The organism is Nocardioides luti (assembly GCF_014212315.1).
Lineage (GTDB): Bacteria > Actinomycetota > Actinomycetes > Propionibacteriales > Nocardioidaceae > Nocardioides > Nocardioides luti.
Window position 1 is genome coordinate 3,197,292 of sequence record NZ_JACKXE010000001.1, and the last position, 23,342, is coordinate 3,220,633.

Annotated in this window: 19 protein-coding genes; 10 read left to right on the top strand and 9 right to left on the bottom strand. The window is 74.5% G+C overall.

Annotated elements, in window-relative coordinates; translation table 11 throughout:
• The first annotated feature begins 44 nt into the window (after positions 1-44).
• The 3 genes from H5V45_RS15160 (at position 45) to H5V45_RS15170 (ending at position 4,162) form a co-directional block, all read left to right on the top strand.
• On the top strand, positions 45-830 hold the full coding sequence (locus H5V45_RS15160; RefSeq protein WP_185253696.1) for an ABC transporter ATP-binding protein: 786 nt from the start codon (positions 45-47) through the stop codon (positions 828-830).
• 3 nt (positions 831-833) lie between these two features.
• A complete protein-coding gene (locus H5V45_RS15165) occupies positions 834-3,368 on the top strand; it encodes an FtsX-like permease family protein (RefSeq protein WP_185253697.1) in 2,535 nt (844 codons plus the stop codon).
• Between the two features lie 74 nt (positions 3,369-3,442).
• Complete coding sequence (locus H5V45_RS15170) at positions 3,443-4,162, top strand: UTRA domain-containing protein (RefSeq protein WP_185253698.1); 720 nt, start codon at positions 3,443-3,445, stop codon at positions 4,160-4,162.
• On the opposite strand, the gene H5V45_RS15175 is transcribed toward H5V45_RS15170, so the two are convergent.
• On the bottom strand, positions 4,128-4,508 hold the full coding sequence (locus H5V45_RS15175) for a hypothetical protein (protein ID WP_246416467.1): 381 nt from the start codon (positions 4,506-4,508) through the stop codon (positions 4,128-4,130). The two genes, H5V45_RS15170 and H5V45_RS15175, sit on opposite strands and share 35 nt — an antisense overlap.
• Before the next feature lie 96 nt (positions 4,509-4,604).
• Between H5V45_RS15175 and H5V45_RS15180 the strand changes: the two genes are divergently transcribed.
• Both H5V45_RS15180 and H5V45_RS15185 read left to right on the top strand, forming a co-directional pair.
• A complete protein-coding gene (locus tag H5V45_RS15180; RefSeq protein ID WP_185253700.1) occupies positions 4,605-5,345 on the top strand; it encodes a copper homeostasis protein CutC in 741 nt (246 codons plus the stop codon).
• Positions 5,342-5,605, top strand: coding sequence for a DUF4031 domain-containing protein (locus tag H5V45_RS15185; RefSeq protein WP_185253701.1), 264 nt, complete (start codon positions 5,342-5,344; stop codon positions 5,603-5,605). Before H5V45_RS15180 ends, H5V45_RS15185 begins: the two co-directional genes overlap by 4 nt.
• A 166-nt stretch (positions 5,606-5,771) precedes the next feature.
• On the opposite strand, the gene H5V45_RS15190 is transcribed toward H5V45_RS15185, so the two are convergent.
• The 3 genes from H5V45_RS15190 to H5V45_RS15200 all read right to left on the bottom strand — a co-directional run bounded on the left by H5V45_RS15190 (position 5,772) and on the right by H5V45_RS15200 (position 9,877).
• The gene (locus H5V45_RS15190; RefSeq protein WP_343061581.1) at positions 5,772-6,377 is read right to left on the bottom strand and encodes an HD domain-containing protein; all 606 of its coding nucleotides are present in this window, start codon (positions 6,375-6,377) and stop codon (positions 5,772-5,774) included.
• 6 nt (positions 6,378-6,383) lie between these two features.
• Positions 6,384-7,679, bottom strand: coding sequence for a carboxypeptidase-like regulatory domain-containing protein (locus H5V45_RS15195; protein ID WP_185253702.1), 1,296 nt, complete (start codon positions 7,677-7,679; stop codon positions 6,384-6,386).
• 122 nt (positions 7,680-7,801) lie between these two features.
• A complete protein-coding gene (locus H5V45_RS15200; RefSeq protein ID WP_185253703.1) occupies positions 7,802-9,877 on the bottom strand; it encodes a HelD family protein in 2,076 nt (691 codons plus the stop codon).
• Positions 9,878-9,991: 114 nt separating this feature from the next.
• Here H5V45_RS15200 and H5V45_RS15205 point away from each other — a divergent pair, with 114 nt between their 5' ends.
• Positions 9,992-10,729, top strand: a complete 738-nt coding sequence (locus H5V45_RS15205) for a hypothetical protein (RefSeq protein ID WP_185253704.1) — start codon at positions 9,992-9,994, stop codon at positions 10,727-10,729.
• 4 nt (positions 10,730-10,733) lie between these two features.
• Here the strand turns inward: H5V45_RS15205 and H5V45_RS15210 are convergent, their stop codons facing one another.
• The 5 genes from H5V45_RS15210 to H5V45_RS15230 all read right to left on the bottom strand — a co-directional run bounded on the left by H5V45_RS15210 (position 10,734) and on the right by H5V45_RS15230 (position 17,796).
• Positions 10,734-11,630: an oxygenase MpaB family protein gene (locus H5V45_RS15210; RefSeq protein WP_185253705.1), complete on the bottom strand. Its 897-nt coding sequence runs from the start codon at positions 11,628-11,630 to the stop codon at positions 10,734-10,736.
• A 98-nt stretch (positions 11,631-11,728) separates the two neighbouring features.
• Positions 11,729-12,928, bottom strand: coding sequence for a phosphoglycerate dehydrogenase (gene serA, locus H5V45_RS15215; protein ID WP_185253706.1), 1,200 nt, complete (start codon positions 12,926-12,928; stop codon positions 11,729-11,731).
• A gap of 318 nt (positions 12,929-13,246) precedes the next feature.
• Positions 13,247-14,887: a DNA repair helicase XPB gene (locus H5V45_RS15220; RefSeq protein WP_185253707.1), complete on the bottom strand. Its 1,641-nt coding sequence runs from the start codon at positions 14,885-14,887 to the stop codon at positions 13,247-13,249.
• A gap of 7 nt (positions 14,888-14,894) precedes the next feature.
• Positions 14,895-15,461, bottom strand: coding sequence for a CGNR zinc finger domain-containing protein (locus tag H5V45_RS15225; protein ID WP_185253708.1), 567 nt, complete (start codon positions 15,459-15,461; stop codon positions 14,895-14,897).
• A gap of 49 nt (positions 15,462-15,510) precedes the next feature.
• Positions 15,511-17,796, bottom strand: a complete 2,286-nt coding sequence (locus tag H5V45_RS15230) for a helicase C-terminal domain-containing protein (RefSeq protein ID WP_185253709.1) — start codon at positions 17,794-17,796, stop codon at positions 15,511-15,513.
• 66 nt (positions 17,797-17,862) lie between these two features.
• On the opposite strand from H5V45_RS15230, the gene H5V45_RS15235 reads away from it, so the two are divergent.
• From H5V45_RS15235 to H5V45_RS15250, 4 genes are read left to right on the top strand one after another with little or no spacing between them, the layout of a single operon-like run.
• A complete protein-coding gene (locus H5V45_RS15235) occupies positions 17,863-18,684 on the top strand; it encodes a PP2C family protein-serine/threonine phosphatase (RefSeq protein WP_185253710.1) in 822 nt (273 codons plus the stop codon).
• On the top strand, positions 18,681-20,057 hold the full coding sequence (locus H5V45_RS22420; protein WP_185253711.1) for an FHA domain-containing protein: 1,377 nt from the start codon (positions 18,681-18,683) through the stop codon (positions 20,055-20,057). The genes H5V45_RS15235 and H5V45_RS22420 overlap by 4 nt, the downstream gene beginning before the upstream one ends.
• 18 nt (positions 20,058-20,075) lie before the next feature.
• A complete protein-coding gene (locus H5V45_RS15245) occupies positions 20,076-21,425 on the top strand; it encodes an RDD family protein (RefSeq protein WP_185253712.1) in 1,350 nt (449 codons plus the stop codon).
• A complete protein-coding gene (locus H5V45_RS15250) occupies positions 21,422-23,278 on the top strand; it encodes a helix-turn-helix domain-containing protein (RefSeq protein WP_221634022.1) in 1,857 nt (618 codons plus the stop codon). The genes H5V45_RS15245 and H5V45_RS15250 overlap by 4 nt, the downstream gene beginning before the upstream one ends.
• The last annotated feature ends 64 nt before the right edge of the window (positions 23,279-23,342 follow it).

Below are 23,342 nucleotides of genomic sequence, written 5' to 3' on the forward strand. Positions count from 1 at the left end.
GAACCCGGTGGCGCGGGGTCGGTCGGACGGGGGATCGTTGCCCCATGACCGAGACCGCCCTGCGCGAGGACGGTGCCCCGGCCGCCCGGGTGCGCCACCTGACCAAGACCTACGGCAGCGGTGCGGCCCTGGTGACCGCGCTCGACGACGTCTCGCTGGACCTGGGCGCAGGGGAGTTCACCGCGGTGATGGGGCCGAGCGGGTCCGGCAAGTCGACGCTCATGCACTGCTGCGCGGCCCTCGACACCGGCACCTCCGGGTCCGTCTTCATCGGCGAGCAGGACCTGACCAGCCTCAAGGACAAGGCGCTGACCCGTCTGCGTCGCGACGAGATCGGCTTCGTCTTCCAGTCCTACAACCTCGTCCCCACGCTGAGCGCGGAGGAGAACATCCTCCTGCCGCTCGCGATCGCGGGGCGCCGGCCCGACCCGGAGTGGTACGCCTCGGTCATCGCGACCGTCGGGCTCGGTGACCGTCTCAAGCACAAGCCGAACGAGCTGTCCGGGGGCCAGCAGCAGCGCGTCGCGGTCGCCCGCGCCCTGGTGAGCCGTCCGACGATCGTCTTCGCGGACGAGCCGACCGGCAACCTCGACTCCCGCTCCGGCGCCGAGGTGCTCGAGCTGCTGCGCCGCAGCGTCACCGAGCACGGGCAGACGATCGTGATGGTCACCCACGATCCGGTGGCGGCGGCCTACACCGACCGCGTGGTCTTCCTGGCCGACGGCCGGGTCGTCGACGAGCTGCGGGCGCCGAGCCGCGAGCAGGTGCTCGCGATCATGGCGCGGATGGCCGACGCCGGCCCTGCCGGCAGCACGCCCGGGGAGGCCTGACCCGTGATCCGGGCTGCTCTCAAGAGCCTGCTCGGTCGCAAGGTCCGGCTGCTGCTCAGCACCTTCGCGATCGTCCTGGGCGTCGCCTTCGTGGCCGGCTCGCTGGTCTTCTCCGACACCCTCAGCCGCAGTTTCACTGCCCTCTTCGCCTCCACCGTCGGCGACGTCGTGGTCCAGCCGGAGGGCGGTGCGACCGTCGACGGCGCGCCCTCGACGCGCACGGTGCCGGCCGCGCTGGTCGAGGAGCTGCGTTCGCTGCCCGGCGCCGCCCGCGTGGACGGCAACGTCAACGCGTTCGGCGTCTACGTCGTCACGAAGCAGAACAAGGTGGTCGGCGGCTTCGGGCCGCCCGCGATCGCCGGCAACTGGACCGACGCCCCGGCCGGGCACGGCCTCGAGGGGCTGTCGGTGACCGTCGGCCGGGCGCCTCAGGGCGCCGACGAGGTGATGCTCGACGCGGTCACGGCCGAGAAGGCGGGCTACTTCGTGGGGGAGCGGGTCCGGCTGATCACCGCCTCCGACCAGGCCACGCTGAACCCCCGGCTCGTGGGGATCGCGGGCTTCGAGCACGGCGGGTCGCTGAACGGCGCGACCCTCGCGATCTTCGACACGGCCACCGCGCAGGACCTCTTCCTCGAGGGCGACGACGCCTACACCGACGTCTGGGTGACCGCGCGGCCCGGCGTCTCCCAGGACGAGCTGCGCGACCGGGTCGCCACGGTGCTGCCGCAGGACCTCGAGGCCGTCACCGGGGACGACGCCGCCGACGACGCCGCGTCCGAGCTGCTCAAGGCGATCTCGTTCCTCACGACGTTCCTCCTGATCTTCGCCGGCATCGCCCTCGTGGTCGGCGCCTTCCTCATCGTCAACACGTTCTCGATCCTGGTCGCGCAGCGCAGCCGCGAGCTCGCGCTGCTCCGGGCACTGGGCGCCTCGAAGCGGCAGGTGACCTGGTCGGTCCAGCTCGAGGCGTTCGTGCTCGGGGTGCTCGGCTCGACGCTGGGGCTCGGCCTCGGCGTGCTCCTGGCGATCGGGATCCGCACGCTGTTCGCCCGCTTCGGGCTGGACCTGTCCGGCCAGTCGCTCGTGTTCACGCCGCGCACCGTCCTGGCGGCGTACGGCGTGGGCGTGCTCGTCACGATGGCCGCGGCCTGGCTGCCCGCGCGGCGCACGTCGCGCATCGCGCCCGTCCAGGCCCTCCGCGACGACGTGGCGCTGCCCGAGTCGACGCTCACCCGCCGGCTCCAGCTCGGCCTCGTCCTGGTCGCGGCCGGCCTCGGCGCGCTCTGGGTGGGGCTGTTCGCCGAGGTGCCGCACGGCGGCTGGTGGACCGGCGGCGGCGTGCTGGCGATCCTGCTGGGCGTCTCCTCGGCCAGCCCGGTGATCAGCCGGCCCTTCCTGGCGGCCGCCCGGGCGGCGTACGCCCGGCTCTTCGGCACCATCGGCAACCTCGCGGGGCAGAACTCCCTGCGCAACCCGCGACGGACGACCGCCACCGCGTCGGCGCTGATGATCGGGCTGACCCTGGCCTGCACGATGGCGATCGTCGGCGACTCGGCCAAGGCGAGCGTGGACCGGTCGGTGGAGGAGAACTTCGTCGGCGACTACATCGTGAGCAACGTCTTCGGCGGGCCGTTCTCGCCGTCGATCGCGACCCGGATGGCCGCGGTGGACGGCGTCACGCAGGTGATCCGCCAGCGCTTCCAGTTCGTCGAGCGCAAGGGGGACCGGCAGGGGATCGCGGCGACCGACCCGGCCACCATCGACGGGCTCCGGCTGACGATGCTGGAGGGCTCGACCGACGACCTCGTCGACCGGACCGTGCTGGTCAAGAAGAAGTTCGCCGCCGACGAGGGCCTCGACGTCGGGGACCCGGTCACGCTGACGATGCCGAGCGGCAAGGAGACCTACCGCGTCGCCGGGATCATGGACGACAACCCGCTGGTCTTCACCCCGCTGCTCACCACGCTGAGGACGCTCACCGACGCGGGCTTCCCAGCGCAGGACAACGCGCTGGTCATCTTCGGCGACGGCTCCGTCGGCCTGCAGCGCGGCCTCGACGCCGTCGTCGCGGACCTGCCGATCGTGACGGTCAAGAACGAGGCGGAGTTCGCCCAGGAGCAGCGCGAGCCCATCGACCAGTTCGTGCTCATCATCTTCGCGCTGCTCGGGCTGGCCCTGGTCATCGCGGTGCTCGGCATCGTCAACACGCTCGCGCTCTCGGTCATCGAGCGCACCCGCGAGATCGGCCTGCTCCGCGCCATCGGCGTCAGCCGGCCCCAGCTGCGGGCGATGATCACGCTCGAGTCCGTCGTGATCTCGGTGCTGGGCGCGCTGCTCGGCGTGGTGCTCGGGACCGGCTTCGGGATCGCGCTGATGTACGCCGTGCGCGACCAGGGCCTCGAGGTCATCAGCGTCCCGGAGGGCCAGCTGCTGGTCTTCCTCGGCCTCTCCCTGGTGATCGGGGTGCTCGCCGCGGTCTTCCCGGCCCGCAGGGCCGCCCGCCTGGACGTGCTGAGGGCGATCGCGACCGAGTGAGTCGGCCGGATCCGGCTCGTGCCCATCCTGCGGAACCGAGGACGGGGGCCACCCTCCCGCCCTACAGTTTCACTGTGGACGAGCTGTTGGTGTCGGAGGGACGAGCGCTCAAGCACGTCCAGGTGCGGGAGTACGTCCGCTCCCTCGTGTCCGGGAGCGCCCCCGGGTCGCCGGCCCCGTCCGAGCGCGAGCTCGTGCACCGCTTCGGGGTCGCGCGGATGACCGTGCGCCAGGCGATGGACGCCCTCGTCGTCGAGGGCCTCCTCGAGCGGATCCCCGGCCGCGGCACCTTCGTGGCCCGCCCCCGCCGGGTCGCGAGCCGCCTCACGTCCTTCACCGAGGAGATGTCGCGCCGCGGCCTCCTCGCCGAGTCGCAGACCCTGCTGGCCCGTCGTGAGCAGGCCGGCCCGGGTGTCGCCCGCGCGCTCAGCCTCAGCGAGGGCGACGCCGTCATCCACTGGCGCCGCCTGCGCCGCGCCGACGGCGTGCCGATGTGCCTCGAGGACGCCTACCTCAACGAGGTGCTGATCCCCGGCTTCCTGCAGAGCGGGATGCCCACCAGCCTGTACGACGCCCTCGGTGCCCGCGGGCTGCGCCCGACCTGGGCCGAGGACTCCATCACCGCCGACGCCGTCTCCGAGGAGGAGGCGACGCTGCTCGAGGTCGAGCCCGGCACCGCCGTGCTCCGGCACTCCCGCCGGGCGCTGTCCGGCGAGAAGGTCGTCGAGGTCTCCCGGTCGGTCTACCGCTCGGACCGCTTCACCCTCTGGGTGCAGCTGGGCCAGGAGAGCTGAGCCTCCCGAGCGGAGCCACCGGCTCGCCCTTCTCCTCGCAGACCCACATCGGGTCGGGACCGCCGAGGTCCGGGTGGATGTGCAGCGCGTGCTGCGGGGCGTCCCCGCACGTCAGGCAGATCGGCCACCGGCCGACGCTCTCGAACAGGGCGTCCTGGACGTCCTGGGCGACCAGCCCGGCGACGTACACCGCCCCCTCGGGCCACTGCTCGGCCCACCACTTCCGGTCCGACACCGCGTCCTCCAGGAGGGAGACCGCCTCGGGGGTCGCGTGGTGACGGGCCTGGAGGTCGGCGAGCACCCGCGCGCGGGCGTCGAACAGCAGGGCGTGGTCCACGTCCCCCATCATGCCTCGCGGGCAAGGGAGGCCGCCCGCCTCGGGCCCCGGCGGGGCTCGTCGCGCCTCCCGCACGCGGCCCGCGCGCGGGCCTACAGTCGGCTCATGGGAGAGGCGCTCCTCGAGGTGACGGTGCTCGGCCCGCCCGACGTCGCGGGCGCGCTCGCCGGGGGCGCGGACCGGCTGCACCTGCTCGCGCCCGGCGCCGGCGAGGGCGACGTGGCCCTCTCGCCCGAGCCGACCGTCGTGTCCGGGGTCTGCCGCGAGAGCGACGTCCCGGTCTTCGTGCTGCTGCGCCTCAACGACTCCTGGACCACCACCGGTGGGGAGCTGACCCGCCTCGTGGGCCTGGCCGAGGACTACCTCGGCTGCGGGGCCGCCGGGGTCTCCTTCGGCTTCCTGGACAGCAACCTCGAGGTCGACGCCGAGGTCTGCCTCCACCTGGCCGACCGCCTGCCGGGCGTCCCGTGGACCTTCCACCGCGCGATCGACTCCTCGCTGGAGCCCGCGCGGGCGTGGCGCACGCTCGTCGACCTGCCCGGCCTGGTGGCGGTGCGGTCGGCGGGATCGCCGCGCGGGATGGGCGTCGGGTACGACGACCTCCTCGGCACCGCCTCCTCCGACCCCCGGATCGCCGCGCTGCTCATGCCCGGCGGCGGGCTGGTGGCCGAGCACGTGCCGTGGCTGGCGCAGGCCGGGGTCCGGCAGTTCCACCTCGGCCCCCAGGTGCGGCCCAGCGGGTCCTACAAGGCCTATGTCGACGCCTCGCACGTCCGGTCCTGGCGGCTGCTCGTCGACGACGCGGTCGGGCGGGCGGAGCGGACCCACCGCGCCTCCGCCGGATGACCCTGCTGATCGACCCGCCGGACGTCCCGGGCCACGGCCGGATGTGGTCGCACCTGGCCAGCGACACGTCGTACGACGAGCTGCACGCCTTCGCCCGCACCCTCGGCATCCCCGAGCGCGGCTTCGACCGGGACCACTACGACGTGCCGTCCGAGTGGTACGACCAGGTGGTCGCAGCCGGGGCGCTGGCGGTGTCGTCGCGGGAGCTCGTGGGGCGGCTGGTCGCCGCCGGGCTGCGGCGCCGCAAGGGTGCCCGCTGACCCGCTGACCCGCTGATCCGCTGAGGCCCGGGCCGCACCCCCTCCGGCTGCACCGCGCGGGGCGGGGCGGGCTACCAGCCCTGCGCTCCTGCGTCGCTCCGGGCGGCCAGTCCCACCACGCCCGCCCCGCCCCGCGCGGTTCCGCCTGCGGCGGTGCGGCCCTGGCTCACGGGATGAGGCGGGTGAGCTCGGCCTCGACGTTGGCGCGGGCGGGGGACTCCCAGTGGGTGCGGGCGTGGGGGGTGTGGAAGAGGTGCGGCTTGGCGAGCAGGCTGCGCAGCACGGCGGCGCGGCCGGTGGCGAAGTCGGGGTCGGGGACGTGGGCGTACTCCGTGCGGACCGTGGCGACGTACTCGTCGTAGCGCTCCTGCGGGGCCGCCAGGATGGCGAGGTCGGCGTCGGAGAGGGCGTGGCCGTCGGGGTCGTCGTCCTCGGGGTGGTGCGCCTCGGTGACGCGGACCAGGCGGGCCACCTCGGCGACGAGCTCGCGCGACAGCCCCAGCGGCGGCAGGTCGGCCTCGGCCCAGGCGGCCGAGCGCTCCTCGGCGTCGCGCTCGCCGTCGTACACCGCGTCGTGGAACCACGCGGCGAGCAGCACCGCCGTGCGGTCGTAGGCCGTCCCCGCGTCGCGGAGCTCGTCGAGGCGGGCGCAGACCTCGGCGAGGTGGCGGGTGTCGTGGTAGCCGCGGTCGGGGTGGGCGTACGCCGCCAGGAGCCGCTCGCGGAGCTCGAGCCCCCCGTCGAGGGGCCACCACGCCGCGAGGTCGCTCACGTCAGGTCAGGAGCCGTCGGACGGATAGCACTGGATGGCCCCGTCCTGCTCGTCCGCCGGGGCATGGGCCAGCGGGATGGCGCCGACGTCCTCGTTGTCACTGGTGGTGATCGAGAAGGCGTCGGTCATGCCCTTGAGGAACTTGCAGTAGCCGTTCGAGCTCTGCACCCAGCCACCGGCGTTCGGGTCGGGGTTCACGACCACGACCATGCCGCCCTGGCTGGTGAGGCGGGTGGTGAGGAAGAACTGGCCCTCGGAGTTCGTCGACGTCTCGGCGATCTTGGTCCCCGACTGGTCGAAGAGCAGCACCTGGGCCTTCTCGAGCCCGTAGCCCTCGTCCTCGCCGTCGACGACGATCCCGCTGACGGTCGCGCCGCGCTGGGTCAGCCGGAAGCTGCCGAAGGCCACGCGGCCGGGCTTGACCCGCCCGTGGGAGACCGGGCCGGTGCGGCCGATGAAGTTCCCGGCGCCCGGCATGATCAGCGTGTAGCGACCGGGGAACAGCCCCTGGAACGAGATGCTCCCGTGGTTCGAGCGGGCGGTCCAGAACTGCCCGGTCTTGCGGCTCACCACCGTGGCGGTGACCCGGCTGTTGATCGGCTCGCTGCCGGCGTACAGGTCGACGAGCAGGCCGCCGGCGTGCTTGGTCAGCGCGATCGCGAGGTTGGTGACGTCGCCGCGGGCCATCGACCCGGCGTAGGTGCTGCGCCCGACCCAGCGCTTGGTGCGGTCGTAGGTGAAGACGGAGTACTTCCCGTTGGGCAAGCCGCCGAGGGCGAACTGCCCCTCCTTGTTGGCCCGGACCTCGAAGGACTGCTTGGCCGTGTTGGCGGCGACGACGCGGGCGCCGCTGGCGACCTTGCCGCCGGCCCGGACCGTGCCGGTGATCGCGGCGCCCCGGTGCATCCGGACGTTGCCGACCGAGGTGTGGCCGGCGCGGATCGTGACCTTGATGTTCTCGGGGGCGTTCTTGGTGATGTCGTACGCCGGGCGCAGGTCGACGAACTGGAGCCAGTAGGTGCCCGGGCGCAGCGAGAGGGAGTAGCCGCCGCCGCTGACCTTGCGGGCGCCGAGGTAGGTCCAGTCCTTGGTGAACCAGAGCATCCGGACCTTGCTGACCGGGCCACGGGTGTCGACGATCTGGCCGCGGACCTTGCCGGTCTCCGCGCCGTGGGCGGCGGGAGCCGGCGCCAGCGCGAGCAGGAGCGCGGCGACGAGGCCGAGCACCACCAGCGCGGCGGTCAGCGGAAGGCCGGTGCGGCGGGTGGTGCCGGACGGGGGGCCGGGCTGGGCGACGGACATGGTGACGGGCTCCGAGGACGGGTCGTCGAGGCCCCACGGCTCCCGATCGACCCCTCCATCGTAGGTCCGCCGACCCGTGCGTGGCCTCAAGATCGGTTCAGGATTCCCGCAACCCGGCCCCGTCAGGGTGTGCCGAGCTCCGGGGGTAGCGGCTCGTCGTGGAGCACCACCAGGGAGGTGACGGCCCGGGTCAGGCAGACGTAGAGCCGGCGCAGCCCGGTGACCCGGTCGTGCTCGCCGGCCACGATGCCCGCGGGCTCCAGCAGCAGCACGTGGTCGAACTCCAGGCCCTTGGCCAGCGATGCCGGGACCAGGTCGAGGTGGCTGTCGACGTCGGCCTCGTCGCCGAGGGTCGCGAAGGCGACGTCGGCGGCCCCGAGCGCCGCCCCCACCTCGTCGACCCGGGCGTCGGGGACGATGAGCCCGACCGAGCCCTCGCGGCCGACGGCGGCGCGGACCTCGTCGACCATCCGCCCGGCCGGCTCGAGGCGCAGCTCGCCGCGCGAGCGCCGGACCGACGTGGGCGGCTCCAGGTCGGGTGCCACGTGGGGCAGCAGGCGGGCGGCGTACTCGATCACCTCGCCGGGGACCCGGAAGCCACGCGTCAGCTGCTCGACGTGGGCGTCGGGCTTGCCGAGGTGCCCCAGCGCCTCGGCCCAGGAGCGGGTGGCCCACGGGGTGGTGGCCTGGGCGAGGTCGCCGAGGACGGTCAGCGAGCCGGTCGAGGAGCGGCGGGCCAGCGCGCGGAGCATCATCGGGGACAGGTCCTGCGCCTCGTCGGCGACGATGTGGGCGACCGACGGCGTGCGCTCGACCAGGTCCACGGCCTCGTCGACCAGGACGGCGTCCGCCAGCGACCACGCCGTCGACGCGGGGCTCTTGGCGGGCCGGTCCCAGAGCAGCAGCGCCTGCTCGTCGGCGTCGAGGATCCCGTCCGCGGCGGCGGCGAGGAGGCCGGGGTCGCTCAGCAGCCGCCACACCAGCCGGGCCGGCTCGACCGCGGGCCAGAGCTCGGCGGCGTACTTCTTGACCGGCGCGCTGCGGGCCACGGCGTTCTGCACCCGGTCGTCGGGGGAGTCGCCGGCCAGCTCCATCTTCACGAGGATCCGGTGGGCGAGGGACTGCGGCACCATCGCGCGGGCGGCGCCGTACCGCACGCCGCGGGCGCGCAGCGAGGTGATCACCTCGTCGGCCTCGTACGCCGCGACCCGCCAGCGCCGGGCACCGCGCGGCAGCACCAGCCCCTCGGTGGGGGCCTGCGGGTGCGCCCACAGTGCGCGGTGGAGCACCTCGGCGAGGCGCGGGTCGCCCTTGAGCGTCGCGACGGCTGCGGAGTCCTCGCCGCGGACGGTCCACCGCGGGTTGACGCCCCGCAGGGTCCCCGCGACCAGCTCCTCGATCGTGGACTGGGTGGCGTCGATCTCGCCGAGCGCGGGCAGCACGTCGCGGATGTAACGCAGGAAGCTGGCGTTCGGCCCCACGACCAGGACGCCCTGGCGGGTGAGCTGCTCGCGGTGCGCGTAGAGGAGGTACGCCGCCCGGTGCAGGCCCACGGCGGTCTTGCCCGTGCCCGGGGCGCCCTGGACGCACACCGAGCGGGACAGCTCGGAGCGGACGATCACGTCCTGCTCGGGCTGGATGGTGGCGACGATGTCGCGCATCGGGCCGACGCGGGGCCGCTCGATCTCGGCCTCGAGGATCGCGGAGTAGTCGTCGCTCGCGGGGGCCTGCAGGTCCTCGTCCTCGTACGCCGTCAGCCGGCCGTGCTGGTAGCCGTAGCGGCGCCGCAGCCCGACGCCCATCGGCTCGAGGCGGCTGGCGCGGTAGAACGGCAGGCTCACCGGCGCCCGCCAGTCGATCACCATCGGCTCGCCGGTCGGGTCCGAGATGTGGCGGCGGCCGATGTGGAAGCACTCGGCCGGGCCGGCGCCGCTGCCACCGGTGTCGGCGGCCATGTCGAGGCGGCCGAAGAACAGCGGGATGGTGGGGTCGTCGGCGAGCTGCTTCATCCGGAGCGCGAACGTCGACTCGAGGTACTCGCGGCTGACCCAGTCGCCGGCCGCGGACGCGTCCATCGACTCGGTGCGCTCGCGCATCCGGGCCAGCTGGCGCCGGGACTCCGCGAGGTGCTCCTGCTCGGCCGCGAGCTCGGTATCCGGAGGGTGGTCGGTCGGCTGGGCTGACGGCTGGGCAGGCATGGCGGCACCTCCGCGGTCGCGGTCTCGTCGAGGGGGACGCGCGAGGCTACCCGGCGTACCGGCTCGAGGCGAGCGGTTCGTCGGCCCACCCGACGGGGTGCCTAGCCTGTGCGCATGTCGGTGGTGCAGGAGCTCGGGTCCGGGTCGTTCTCGTGGCGGAAGCTGGGGACGGGGATCTTCTCCGTGCTGTGCGTGGCCATCGGGCTCTTCGCGGTCGTCACGCTCGCGAGCACACGGGTCGAGGTGAACGCCGTCCGCTCGGCCGACGTGTGCGCGTCGTCCGGGCAGGTCGACGGGTGCCTAGAGCCGGTCCCGGGCCGGATCACCGACACCCGGCGGGACTCGCGGGGGCTGGGCGTGCGCTACCACTTCGTGCCCAGCGAGGCCGGGGCCGACGACCCCTTCGTGCGGTTCCTCCACGACAACGACCCCGAGGACCTGACGCCGGGCCTCGCCGCGGTGCTGTCCGGCCGCGAGGTGACCGGTCTGGCGTGGGACGGCGAGGTGGTCGGCTTCGACGCCGCCGGACAGCGGGTGTGGACGATCGGCTACGAGGCGGGCGGGTGGACGTCCCGGCTGTGGATGGGCGTCTTCTTCCTCTCCCTGGGTGTCGTGGGCCTGATGGGGGTGGTCCGCCCGCGGCGTCCGGCCGTCGGCCTCGTGGGTCTCGGCCTGGTCGGCACGATGCTCGGCAGCCTCGTGGCTCTGGCCCTCCCGTCCCTCCGGGCGCAGGTGATCGGCGTGCTGGTCCTCGTGGCGGCGTTCGTCGCGCTCGGGCTGTGGGGGCAGGCGCGGGCCGCGCGCGCGGCCCGGGGGCCCGGCGACCCGCCCGTGCACCACGCGCAGGGGTGAGGCCTCAGCGGGCGGCGGCGACCTCGGTGGCCTCGGTCCGGGCGGGCGACATCGCCCAGCGGATCGTGCCCGTGGCCAGCGTGCCGAGCGCCCGGACGACGGTGCGCTCGGAGACCGGCAGCCACGGCAGCCGCAGCGGGCGGCGCGTCCAGCGCGGCATCAGGCCGACGGCCGCAGCCACCAGCACGCCGTACGGTGCCCGCGCGGCCAGCGGCAGCGGCGGCTTGAGCAGCAGGAACGACACGGCCTCGCGGGCCTCGGGGGTGGCGCGCAGCTCGGGGCGGTACGCCGCCAGCACCTCGGCGAGAGCGGCCTCGGTCGTCGGCGGGTCGACGACGCCGAGCCGGGCGGCGACCTCGGCGGTCTGCGCGACGTACTCGTCACGACCGGCCTGGTCGAGGGGGTCCTTGCCGTAGACCTGGTGTGCCCGCAGGAAGCTGTCGACCTCCGCGACGTGCACCCACATCAGCAGGTGGGGGTCCGAGGCGGCGTACGTCGTCCCGTCGGGCATCGTGCCGGTGATCCGGGAGTGGATGGTGCGGACCATGTCGACGGCCTGCTGGGCGTCGTCGGCGGTGCCGAACGTGGTGACCGCGAGGTAGCGGCTGGTGCGGGCCAGGCGCCCCCACATGTCGCCGCGGAAGCCCGAGTGCTCGGACACTGCCCGCATCGCGGTGGGGTGCAGGGTCTGGAGCAGCAGCGCGCGGATCCCGCCGACGAACATCGACGCATCGCCGTGCACCCGCGCGATCGCGCTGTCGGGGGCGAACCAGCGCGGGCCGGGCCGGCCGTGGATGCGGTCGCGGTGCTTGACGCCGTCCGGGCCGGCGACGCGCAGGAACAGCGCCTCGCCGAGCTTGTCGCGGACGGCGCGGACGGTGGTCGTGCCGGGTGGGGTCACCCGCCCATCCTGTCTCGGTGCGCCAAGCCGGCCGAGTCGGCGCGTCTGCAGGCGTGGGAGGGGTCGAGTCGGCGCGTCTGCACGCGCGGGGCGGTGCGTCAGGCGGACAGGTGCCGCATCCGCAGCGTGTGCGGCATCGCGCGGAGCCGGTCGACCGCGGCCTGGTCGAGCGGGGCGGACACGTCGGTGACGACGTACCCCTGCTCGCCGCGGGTCGCCAGCGACTGCGCCAGCACGTTGGCCTCGACCTCGGCGAGCACCCGGTTGATCTCGGCGAGGACGCCGGGGACGTTCTCGTGGAGGTGCGCGAGCCGGAAGACGCCGGAGGCCGGCGGGGCCTGGACCGCGGGGAGATTGACCGAGAGCGCGGTGCTGGCCTCGTGGACGTACGACGCCAGCTTGCCCGCGACGAAGTGGCCGATCTCCTCCTGGGCCTCCTGCGTGGAGCCGCCGACGTGCGGCGTGAGGATGACGTTGTCGAGACCGCGCAGCGGCGACTGGAACGGGTCGCCCTGGGCCTTCGGCTCGATCGGGAAGACGTCGAGCGCCGCGCCGGCGATGTGGCCCGAGAGGATGTGCTCGCGCAGCGACTCGGTGTCGACGACCATGCCGCGGGCGGCGTTGATGAACAGCGAGCGCGGCTTCATCAGCGCGAAGTGCTCCGCGCCGAAGAAGCCGGCGTTGCCGGGGCGGCCGTCGACGTGCAGCGAGACCACGTCGGCCTCGGCGAGGAGCTCCTCGAGGGAGCCCATCCGCCGGGCGTTGCCGTGGGCCAGCCGGTCGGTGACGTCGAAGAAGATGACGCGCAGGCCGACGGCCTCGGCGACCACGGACAGCTGGGAGCCGATGTTGCCGTACCCGACGATGCCGAGCGTGCGGCCGCGGATCTCGTGGCTGCCGGCGGCCGACTTGTCCCACGTGCCGTCGTGCATCTTGGTGGTCTTCTCGACCAGGCGGCGTGCCAGCACGATGATCTCGCCGATGACGAGCTCGACCACGCTGCGGGTGTTGGAGTACGGCGCGTTGAAGACCGCCACGGTCCGCTGCGCCGCGGCCTCCAGGTCGACCTGGTTGGTGCCGATGCAGAAGCACCCGATCGCGAGCAGGTCCGGCGCGCTGTCGAGCACGCGGGGCGTGATGGTGGTGTTCGAGCGGATGCCCAGCAGGTCGATGCCGGGCAGCGCCTCCACCAGCTCGTCCTCCGACATCGACGCGGAGCGCAGGTCGACCTCCACGCCGGCCCGCTGGAGGCGGTCGACGGCGGCCGGGTGGATGTTCTCGAGCAGCAGGGCCTTCACGGTCGACCAGCCTAGGAGGTCGCCGCCCGCCCGCCGATTCGGCGCCGCGGCGTGGACAGCCGGTCCGTCGTGGGCGTCGCGGCGGGACGTCCTGCGATGTGGTGGCCGGGGCGACCACATCGCATGACGTCCCCGGCCGACCCTCGGGACGTCATACGGACGGAGCACCCGCTTGCTCGCCACGTATGACGTCCTGCGAGGGCCGCCGTGTGCCGCCGTCTGCAGATGCGCCGACTCGGCACCCTCGGCGTCTGCAGATGCGCCGACTCGGCACCCCCGGCGCCTGCAGATGCGCCGACTCGGCGAGCCCCGGCCAGCTCAGGCGGGCAGGTCCTCGGCGTCCACGATCCGGTAGGCGTACCCCTGCTCGGCGAGGAACCGCTGGCGGTTCTGGGCGAACTCGGCGTCGACGGTGTCGCGGGAGACGACGGTGTAGAAGTGGGCGGACTTGCCGTCGGACTTCGGGCGCAGCAGGCGGCCGAGGCGCTGGGCCTCCTCCTGGCGCGAGCCGAAGGACCCGGACACCTGGATGGCGACCTCGGCCGAGGGCAGGTCGATGGAGAAGTTGGCGACCTTCGAGACGACGAGCAGGCCGATCTCGCCGGTGCGGAAGGCGTCGAAGAGGCGCTGGCGCTCGCGGACGGGGGTGTCGCCCTTGATCACCGGGGCGTCGAGGACGGCGGAGATCTCGTCGAGCTGGTCGATGTACTGCCCGATCACCAGCGTCGGCTGCCCCGGGTGCTGCGCGACCAGGTCGCGGACGACGTCGATCTTGTGGTGGGTGCACGACGCGAGGCGGTAGCGCTCCTCGGGCTCGGCGGTGGCGTACACGAGCCGCTCGTTGGTCGGCAGCGTCACCCGGACCTCGACGCAGTCGGCGGGCGCGATCCAGCCCTGCGACTCGATGTCCTTCCAGGGGGCGTCGTACCGCTTCGGCCCGATCAGCGAGAACACGTCGCCCTCGCGGCCGTCCTCGCGCACGAGCGTCGCGGTCAGGCCGATCCGGCGCCGCGCCTGCAGGTTGGCGGTCATCCGGAAGATCGGCGCGGGCAGCAGGTGCACCTCGTCGTAGACCACGAGGCCCCAGTCGCGGGCGTCGAGCAGCTCGAGGTGGGTGTAGACGCCCTTGCGACGGGTCGTGAGCACCTGGTACGTCGCGATGGTGACCGGCCGGATCTCCTTGACGGCGCCGGAGTACTCCCCGATCTCGTCCTCGGTGAGCGAGGTCCGCTTGACCAGCTCGTCCTTCCACTGCCGCGCCGAGACCGTGTTGGTGACGAGGATCAGCGTGGTGGCCTTCGCGTGCGCCATCGCGGCCGCGCCGACGAGCGTCTTGCCCGCGCCGCAGGGGAGTACGACGACACCGGAGCCCCCGTGCCAGAAGGAGTCCGCGGCATCGCGCTGGTAGTCGCGCAGGTGCCACTCGGCCTCGTCGAGCTCGATCGGGTGGGCCTCGCCGTCGACGTACCCGGCGAAGTCCTCGGCCGGCCAGCCCAGCTTGAGCAGCGCCTGCTTGAGGTTGCCGCGCTCGGAGGCGTGGACCTGCACGGTGTCGTCGTCGATGCGGGCACCGAGCATGCCGGCGACCTTCTTGGCGCGCAGCACCTCCTCGAGCACCGGGCGGTCGGTCGAGGAGAGCACCAGCCCGTGGACGGGGTGCTTCTCGAGCCGCAGCCGGCCGTAGCGGGCCATCGTCTCGGCGACGTCGACGAGCAGCGCGTGCGGCACGGCGTAGCGGCTGTACTCCAGCAGCGTGTCGACGACCTGCTCGGCGTCGTGGCCGGCCGCCCGGGCGTTCCACAGGCCCAGCGGCGTGAGGCGGTAGGTGTGGATGTGCTCGGGGGAGCGCTCGAGCTCGGCGAACGGCGCGATCGCCTTGCGGCAGTCCTGGGCGCGCTCGTGGTCGATCTCCAGCAGCAGGGTCTTGTCGGACTGGACGATGAGGGGTCCGTCGTTCATGCGGGAATCAGACTGCTCTCTCGGTGGGGGTGCTCGGGGTGCCGGAGGCGCCGGCCGAGACGAGCTTCTGCCGGGCGCGGTACGCCGCCACGTTGGCGCGCGAGGAGCAGCGGTCCGAGCAGTAGCGGCGCGACTGGTTGGGGGAGGTGTCGACGTAGACGTTGGTGCACGGCGTGGCCGAGCAGATGCCCAGCCGGGTCGGGCCGAGGTCGCAGATGAGCGTCGCGAGCCCGAGCAGCGACTCGCCGACGAGCAGCTCGGCGACGCTGGCGGACTTCGTCGCGACGTGCAGGTGCAGGTCGTGCTCGTCGTGGTCGGCGATGCGCGGGGTGATCGGGTAGCGCACCATCAGGTCGTTGAGCCCGTCGATCACGCCGCGGACGTCGCCCGCCCCGGACGCCTCGAAGACCGGGCGCAGCTCGCGCTGGAACTTCCGCAGCAGCATGCAGTCGCGGTCGCTGCACTGGTCGTGCAGCCACGCGCGACCCGCGAGGTGCTCGACGAGCGCGTCGACGCCGTCGATCTCCGCGTTCAGGAGACCGGCCGACGCCTCGGCGTACCGGATGAAGTCCATCTCACGAGTTTACGGGCGTGGGCCAGCAGATTCCGACCGCCCGCAGCGCTCAGCCCTTCGGCACGGCCTTGACGCTGGTGATGCGGTGCACGGCGAACTGCCGGACGTCGTCGCTGCGGTGGTCGTACGCCGTCAGCCAGCCGCCCTCGACCCGGCGCGGGTCCACGATCCGCTCCGAGCTGGTGCCGTGGTTGTCGACGTAGCCGATCAGCACCGGGTCGCCGCTCTCCACGGCGTCCCGGAGCGCCGCGAGCGAGCCGCTGGGGGTGAGCACGGCGGTCGGTGCGGCGGGGCGGCTGACCGCGACCCGGTCGCCGGAGCGGACCGCGTTGACGACCTGCGCGATGTGCGCCGACTCGTGGGCGGCCCGGACCGACGTGGTCCGCGAGCTGCGGGGGCTGCGCGCCCGCAGCAGGTCCGGTCGCGCGACCCGGACGGTGCCGTCGGCCGCCTCGACGACCGGCGCGGCGCCGAGGTCGCGGAGGCGGGGGAGCAGCACGTCGACCGGCGTGCTGCTGATCAGCACCGTCGGGGCGATCCGGCGCAGCCCGAGCGAGCCCGCCTTGGGGTGGTGCATCAGCTCGGTGAGCGCGGTCTCGTCGTCCGCGCGCAGGAACGCCTCGGCGTGCCCGACCCGCACGGTGCCGAAGGTCCGCGCCGTGTCGTCGACGAGGTAGGTCAGCGGCTGCGGCACGGGGGTGCGCGACACCGACGCGATGAAGTCGTGGATCTCCACCGCGGACCAGCCCGTGTCGAGGGTGCGGCGCACGGACGTCGGGGTGAAGCGGTACGTCGTGGCACCGCCGCGCGACTCGACGTCCGCGAGCAGCTGCAGGGTCCGGGCCAGGCCGGACTCGAGCGGGCCGGGCGCCACGGCGGTCAGGTCGGCCTGGATGAGCACGTGGTCGACGGGCTCGGGCAGCAGCTCGTCCAGCGCGGCCCGCGCCTTGTCCTCGTCGTCGGCCAGCAGGGAGCGGGAGTACGTCGCCAGCCCGTCGAGACCGGTGACCCCGAGGATCGCGGCCTCCGCGACGGCCCACGCGACCTGGTCGGCGCGCGAGCGTGGCCGCCGCGGCCGCAGCCAGGAGATCCGGGCCACCAGCGACGGCAGGCCGGTGCCGGCGGCGAGCACCTGGCCGGCCGGCAGCTCCGCCAGCACGTCGAGGGCCATCCGCCGGCTCTCGACGGTGCCGACGGAGGCGAGCTCGGGGGCCAGGGCGTTCCAGGTCTTGCCCTGGTGGTCGCGGGTGCCGACCAGGGCGGGCATCCGCGGGCTCTGCAGCCACGCCCTGACCAGCCGGGTCCAGCGCTCGGCGACGGGGAGGGTGGTCCACAGGTCGAAGGCGTCGGTGGGCACCCAGACCGCGTTGCCGTCGGGGTCGGCGGCGGTCGCGAGCAGCCCGGCGGCGTGGGCGGTCTCGACGACGAGGGCGGCGACCCGCTCGTCGACGTGCAGCTGCAGCGCGGTCGCCTTGAGGTCGCGGACGCCGAGCCCGCCGCTGCGCAGGGCGCCGGGCGGCGTGGCGCCCCACTGGTCGAGGAGCAGCTCCACCCGGCGTACCGCCTCGAAGGCGGCGCCGGCGGCGGTCCGGTCCACGAGCTTCTGGGCCCGGTCGGACGACGCGACCCGGGGCTCGTCGTCGACGGGCTCGGTCGTGGTGCACCCGCCGCGCAGCGCGATGCCGACCTCGCCGGGCAGGACGACGGTGCCGCTGCCGCGCGGCAGCAGCAGCCTGCGGGCGAGCAGCTCCTCGGCCGGGGTGGCGGCGTCCTCGGGGAGCACGGTGTGCCGGGCGGTCCCGGTCGTGGCCTCGCCGCCGTGGTCGGCGACGTGGGTGAGCAGCGCGCGGGCCGGCTCCGAGAGCTCGGCCAGGAGCCGCTCGACGGCGGCGGCGTCCGGGTGCTCGGTCGAGCACGGCCGCAGGCCGCTGACGCCGGCCTCGGGACCGCCGTGCAGGCCCTCGGCCGCCCCGCTGAGCGCGCGCAGGCCCTGCGTCGACTCCCACGCGAGCGCCAGCGCGAGCAGCCGGGCCACGGCCGCGTCGACGGCCTCGGGTGCGGCCCGCACGATCGCGGCGAGATCGGCCGGGGTGGTTTGGCCGGCGATCACGAGGGCATCTAGGACGCAGAGCTCGAGCCGGGTCAGCCGGTCGAGCGCGCGCAGCAACGAAGCCCGGGTCGAGGCCCGGGACGCGAGCTGCCCGAAGTCGTGAGGGGCAGGAGTGGCGAGATCGGGACGTTCGAGCAGCAACCGGGTCAGCCGGTCGTCCGGCCAGGCGCGCAGCTGGTCGGCGAGGGTGCGGTACCCGTCGGGGCGGGCGCTCGGTCCGGACATCCCTCCTACGCTACCGGCACACCCCACCCCGGTACGCCGTACAGTTCCGCCCACCCAGGAGGTGGGATGAAGCAGGTCGAGCTCCACCACGGTGCCGCCACGGACGTGGGACTGGTCCGTGAGGTCAACGAGGACTCGTTCCTGGCCTCGCCCCCGATCTTCGTCGTGGCCGACGGCATGGGCGGGCACGACGGCGGTGACGTCGCCAGCGCGATCGTCGTCGAGGAGTTCGCCCGGCTCGCCGACGAGGGGTACGACCCCCGTCGCGGCGCCGAGGCCGTGGCCGACACGCTCCGGGCCTGCCAGGGCCGGATCGCCGAGTACGGCGCCGCGCAGCGTGCCCGCGGGGCCAGCCGCTTCCACGCCGGGACGACCGCCGTCGTGGCGCTGCTCGTCGAGGACGACGACGGTCCGAAGTGGCTGCTCGCCAACCTCGGCGACTCCCGCATCTACCGCTACGTCGACGGCGTGCTCGAGCAGGTCAGCGTCGACCACAGCGTCGTCCAGGAGCTCGTCGAGGCCGGCGCGATCACCGAGGACGACGCGGCGACGCACCCCGAGCGGCACGTCATCACCCGCGCGCTCGGCGGGCCGGACCGCGTCGAGGCCGACTACTTCCTGCTGCCCCTGCCCGCCGTCGAGCGCCTCGTCCTGTGCTCGGACGGCGTGACCGGGATGATCGACGACGAGCAGATCAGCACCATCCTCGGCCGCACCGAGGACCCCCGCGACGCCGCCGACCAGATGGTGGCCCACGCGGTGCAGGCCGGCGGCAGGGACAACGCGACCGCGATCGTCGTCGATGTGGTGGGATTGGCGAACGAGAACTCCTACGACTCCGAGCGCCAGCGCGTGAGTCTGGAACAGAAGCTGGGGGCGCTGCCATGAGTGACGAGGCCGACCGCTCGATGCGGTCCTACCGTCCGGGTGCGTGGTTCGGGATCTTCGGTGACCGCGCCACGGTGATCCTGCCGCCGACCGAGAAGGCCCGGGTCGCGAAGCTCTGGGAGCTGATCGACGACGGCGCCGGCTTCGACGAGACGCTCGACGCGCTGATCGCCGACGGCCTGCGCGACCTGCCCGGCTTCGTGCTGGTCAGCGAGAACGACGACGAGGTCAAGGTCGTGCTCCGCGGCGCCGCCCGCGCCACCTTCACCGTCGACGGCGAGCCCGTCGAGCTCGAGGGCTCCAGCGCCACGACGTGGGTCGAGCGCTCGCTGCGCCAGGTCACCCGGATGACCGTCGTCGTCGACGAGGACGGTGACGGCGAGGGTGCCGACGCCGCGCACCTCGTCATCGGCGGGGGCCTGGTCCGCATCGCACGCCTCGACGAGCCGCCGTACGTCGTGGGCGTGGCCGGCCCCGACACCGAGCCCGACGTCGCGCCGGTCGACGAGCCGCTGCCGGACCACGTGGTCGTGGCCGGCCTCGAGCCCGCCGACGACGGTGCGGGCGGCGACGACGCCCCCGAGGACGACGTGTCCTCGATGGTCGAGGCCACCGCCGACGAGGAGCCGGTCGCCGAGCCCGAGCCCGAGGAGGAGTCCGCCTTCACGCCGGAGCCCGCCTTCGCTCCCGTGCCCGCCGCGGCCGACGACGCACCGGCCGAGGAGCCGGCCCCCGAGGCGCCGGCCCCCGAGGAGCCGGCCGAGCCCGAGCTCGAGACCGTCGCCCAGCCCGTCCTCGACGCCGACGCCCCCGGCCCCGACGTCTCGGGCGCCGACGTGCCCCCGCCCGCCGAGCCCCCGGCCGGTCCGCCCGTCGACCCCGCGGTGCCCGCCGGGCCCGCCCCGGTCGTGGAGCCCGAGCACGACGGCATGACCCGCGCCGGCGGCTGGGACCGCCCCGAGTTCGTCCGGCAGCAGCCCGGCATCCCGGGCCAGCCGCAGGCTCCCAGCATCACCTCGCGCCCCGTGGCGTCGCTGTCGTTCTCGAACGGCGACGTCGTCGAGGTGGACCGCGCGATCCTGGTCGGCCGGGCCCCCGAGGCCCGCCGCTTCACCGCGACCGAGCAGCCCCGCCTGGTGACCGTCCCGAGCCCGAACCAGGAGATCTCCTCGACGCACCTCGAGATCCGTCCGGGGTCCGGTGCCGACCACGGCTCGGCCGTCGTCACGGACATGGGCTCGACCAACGGCACCGTCCTCGTGCAGCCGGGCCTGCCCCCCGAGGACCTCCAGCCGGGCATCGCGGTCCAGCTGATCCCCGGTGCGATCATCGACCTCGGCGACGGCGTGACCATCCAGGTCACCAATCCCTGATCCCGGAGAGCCCCACCGATGAGCGAGTACCCGTCCCCCGAGGCGCCGACCTTCCCGGCAGCGGAGCTGGACCGTCGCTTCTACGCCTTCACGCTGGACCGGCTCCTGGCCTGGTCGCTGGACCTGATCGCCGCCCTCGCGGCGTACCACTTCCTCATCGACCGCGACCAGGTCTGGGCCGGCGTCGCGGTGATCGTCGCGGCCGTGCTGCTCGTCGGGCTGGCCTTCTCGGTGCTGCTCGGCCAGTACGGCCTCTCGCCCGGCAAGGCCGCCGTCGGCCTCCGGGTCGTCCACCACGGCACCGGCACGCCGATCGGCATCGGGCCGGCGATGCTCCGCTCGCTGATCCTCGGGGTCTCGGCGCTGCCGACCTTCGGGCTCGGCGTGGCGACGCTCGCCTGGACCGCGGTGATGGACCGTGCCGGCCAGCGCCGCGGCTGGCACGACCAGGTCAGCCACACGATCGTCGTCGACGTCCGCCCGGCCCCCGTCGAGGAGGAGCAGGTCGCCTCCGCGCCGCGCCACATCGTGAACCTCACCGCGATGCGCCTCGTGCCCGCCCCGGTCGCCGCCCCCGTCTCCACGCCGGCCCGCTCGCCCCGCCCGGCCCCCTCCGCGCCCCGGCCCAGCGGACCGCCCGCCGCCGCCGGAGCCCCGCTCGCCGGCGCCACGTCGGCCACCCCGGAGCAGCCGGCCCCGGCCGCCCCCGCTGCCGCGGCACCGGCCGCGCCCTGGTCCCCGCCGCCCGCGGGCGCCCCGACCACCCCGCCGCCCACCGTCGCGCCCGCCTCCACCCCGGCAGCCCCCGCGGCAGCTCCCGCGGCCGCCGCCGCCCCGGCCCCGGCCGCCGAGGAGTCGGCTGCGGCCCCGCGCCAGCAGCTCGGCCCGCCCCTCGTGAGCCCGCCGGCCACCCCGCGGCAGAACCTCGGCCCGCCCCTGGTGAGCCCGCCGTCCACCCCGGCCCCCGGTCGCCACGCGGGCCAGGGCCCCTCGACGGCCGAGCGCACCGTGATCCGCAGCGGCGGCCCGGCGATGGCGCGCTGGCGCGTCGACTTCGACTCCGGCGAGTCGTTCCTCGTCGAGGGCCTGGCGCTGGTCGGGCGTCGTCCCGAGGCCCGGCAGGGCGAGCCGGTGCGCCACCTGGTGCCCCTGCGCTCGACCGACATGTCGCTCTCCAAGACCCACGCGCAGTTCCAGGTCGCCTCCGACGGGGTGCTCGTGGTGATGGACCGCGGCTCGACCAACGGCTCGATCCTGATCCGCCAGGGCGTCACCCGCGAGCTCGTCGGCGGCAAGCCGGCCACCCTGCTCGACGGTGACCAGATCCGCTTCGGCGACCGGACCATGACCGTCACGCGCGAGGGTTGAGCGGGCCGGCGACCGTGGCCGCCTCGTTCCTCGACCTCCTCTACGACGAGGAGCCGCGCGCGTCCTTCGACGAGGTCGTGGCCGAGGCCGGCCGGGCGGGCGCCGGGCCCGACGAGCTCGCCGAGCTGCGCCGCCAGTACGACGTCGCGCTGCGGCTCCGCGAGCTGATCGCGCGGCAGCGGGCCCGCGAGGCGGAGCTGTCGGCGCTCTACGACACCGCGAGCGACCTCACCGCGATCCGTGACGTCGACGCGATCCTGGCCGCGATCACCCGCCGCGCCCGGCAGCTGCTCAACGCCGACATGACCTACCTGTCGCTCAACGAGGACGGCGACGGCGCGTCGTACATGAAGGTCACCGACGGTGCCCTCACCCAGGAGTTCCGCACGCTCCGGCTGCCGCTCGGCACCGGGCTGCTCGGGCTGGTGGCGCAGTCGGGGGCGCCGTACTTCACCGAGGACTACCAGTCCGACGAGCGCTTCGTGCACAGCGAGGTCATCGACGACGCCGTGGCGGGGGAGCGGATCCGGGCCATCCTGGGCGTCCCGCTGGTCCTGGACGGCCGGGTGATCGGCACCCTGCTCGCGGTGCACCGCACGGTCCGGCCGTTCCCGCCCTCCGAGGTCAGCCTGCTGACGTCCTTCGCGGCGCACGCCGCGGTCGCGCTCGAGAACGCCCGCCTCTTCGCCGAGCTCGACGCCGCGCACCGCACGATGACCGAGCACGCCACCGCCGTCGAGAGCGCGGCCGTCGCCCACGACCGGCTCACCGACCTCCTGCTGCAGGGCGGCGGCCCCGACGAGGTCGCCCGGGTGCTCTCCGAGGTGCTCGACGGCGCGGTCGCGATCCACGACCCGGCCGGCGAGCTCGTCGCCGGCACCGCCGCGGACGACGGCTGGGAGTCCGCGGTCGCGGAGGCGGTCGCGTCGGGCCGCTCGGTCGAGGCCGACGGGTCGTACGTCGCGGTCGCGCTCGCCGGCACCGAGCACGTCGCCACGCTCGTGCTGCACGGCCGCGGCGCCGCGATGCCCCGGGCCGAGCGGCGGACCCTCGAGCGCGGAGCCCTGGTCACGGCGCTGGTGCTGCTGTTCGCCCGCACCGTGGCCCAGACCGAGGAGCGGCTGGGCGGCGAGCTCCTCCACGACCTGCTCGACGGCGCCGCGCCCGACCTGCTGCTGCGCGAGCGCGCCCGGCGCCAGGACGTGGTGCTGGACCCGCCGCTCTCCGTGGCCGTCGCGACCGCCGACGGCGTCGAGCGGCACGCGGCCGTGCGCGCTGCGGCGCGGATCGCGGGCGGCCTGCGCGGCCTGGCCGGCGAGCACCGCGGCGCCGTGGTGCTGCTGGTGCCCGGTGAGGACGCGCTCGGCGTCGGGGAGCGGCTGCGCGACGCCGTCCAGGCGCTCGGCGGGGTCGGCACGGTCGGGGTGGCCCGGGCCGGGGACGAGCTCGCCCCGGCGTACGCCGAGGCCCGCCGCTGCCTGGACTCGCTGGTCACGCTCGGTCGCCGCGGCGACGTCAGCGACCCGGCGGGGCTGGGCCTGACGCGGCTGCTGCTGGGCGAGAACGGGCCCGAGGAGCTGGGGGAGTACGTCGAGGCCACCCTCGGCCCGGTCGTCGCCTACGACCAGCAGCGCGGGACCAGCCTGGTCGAGACGCTCGAGGCGTGGTTCGCCACCGGCGGGCGGGTCAAGGACACCGGCGAGCGGCTGCACGTGCACCCGAACACCGTCGTCCAGCGCCTCGACCGCGTGGGCGAGCTGCTCGGTGCCGGCTGGCGGGACCCGGCGCACGGGCTCGACCTGCAGCTCGCGCTCCGCGTGCACCGGCTCCGGCGCACCACGGCGGACGGGTAGCCGCCGGCCACACGCAACGCCCGAAGTGGTGGTGGGGCGACACATGGGCCCCGCGACGGTGCGG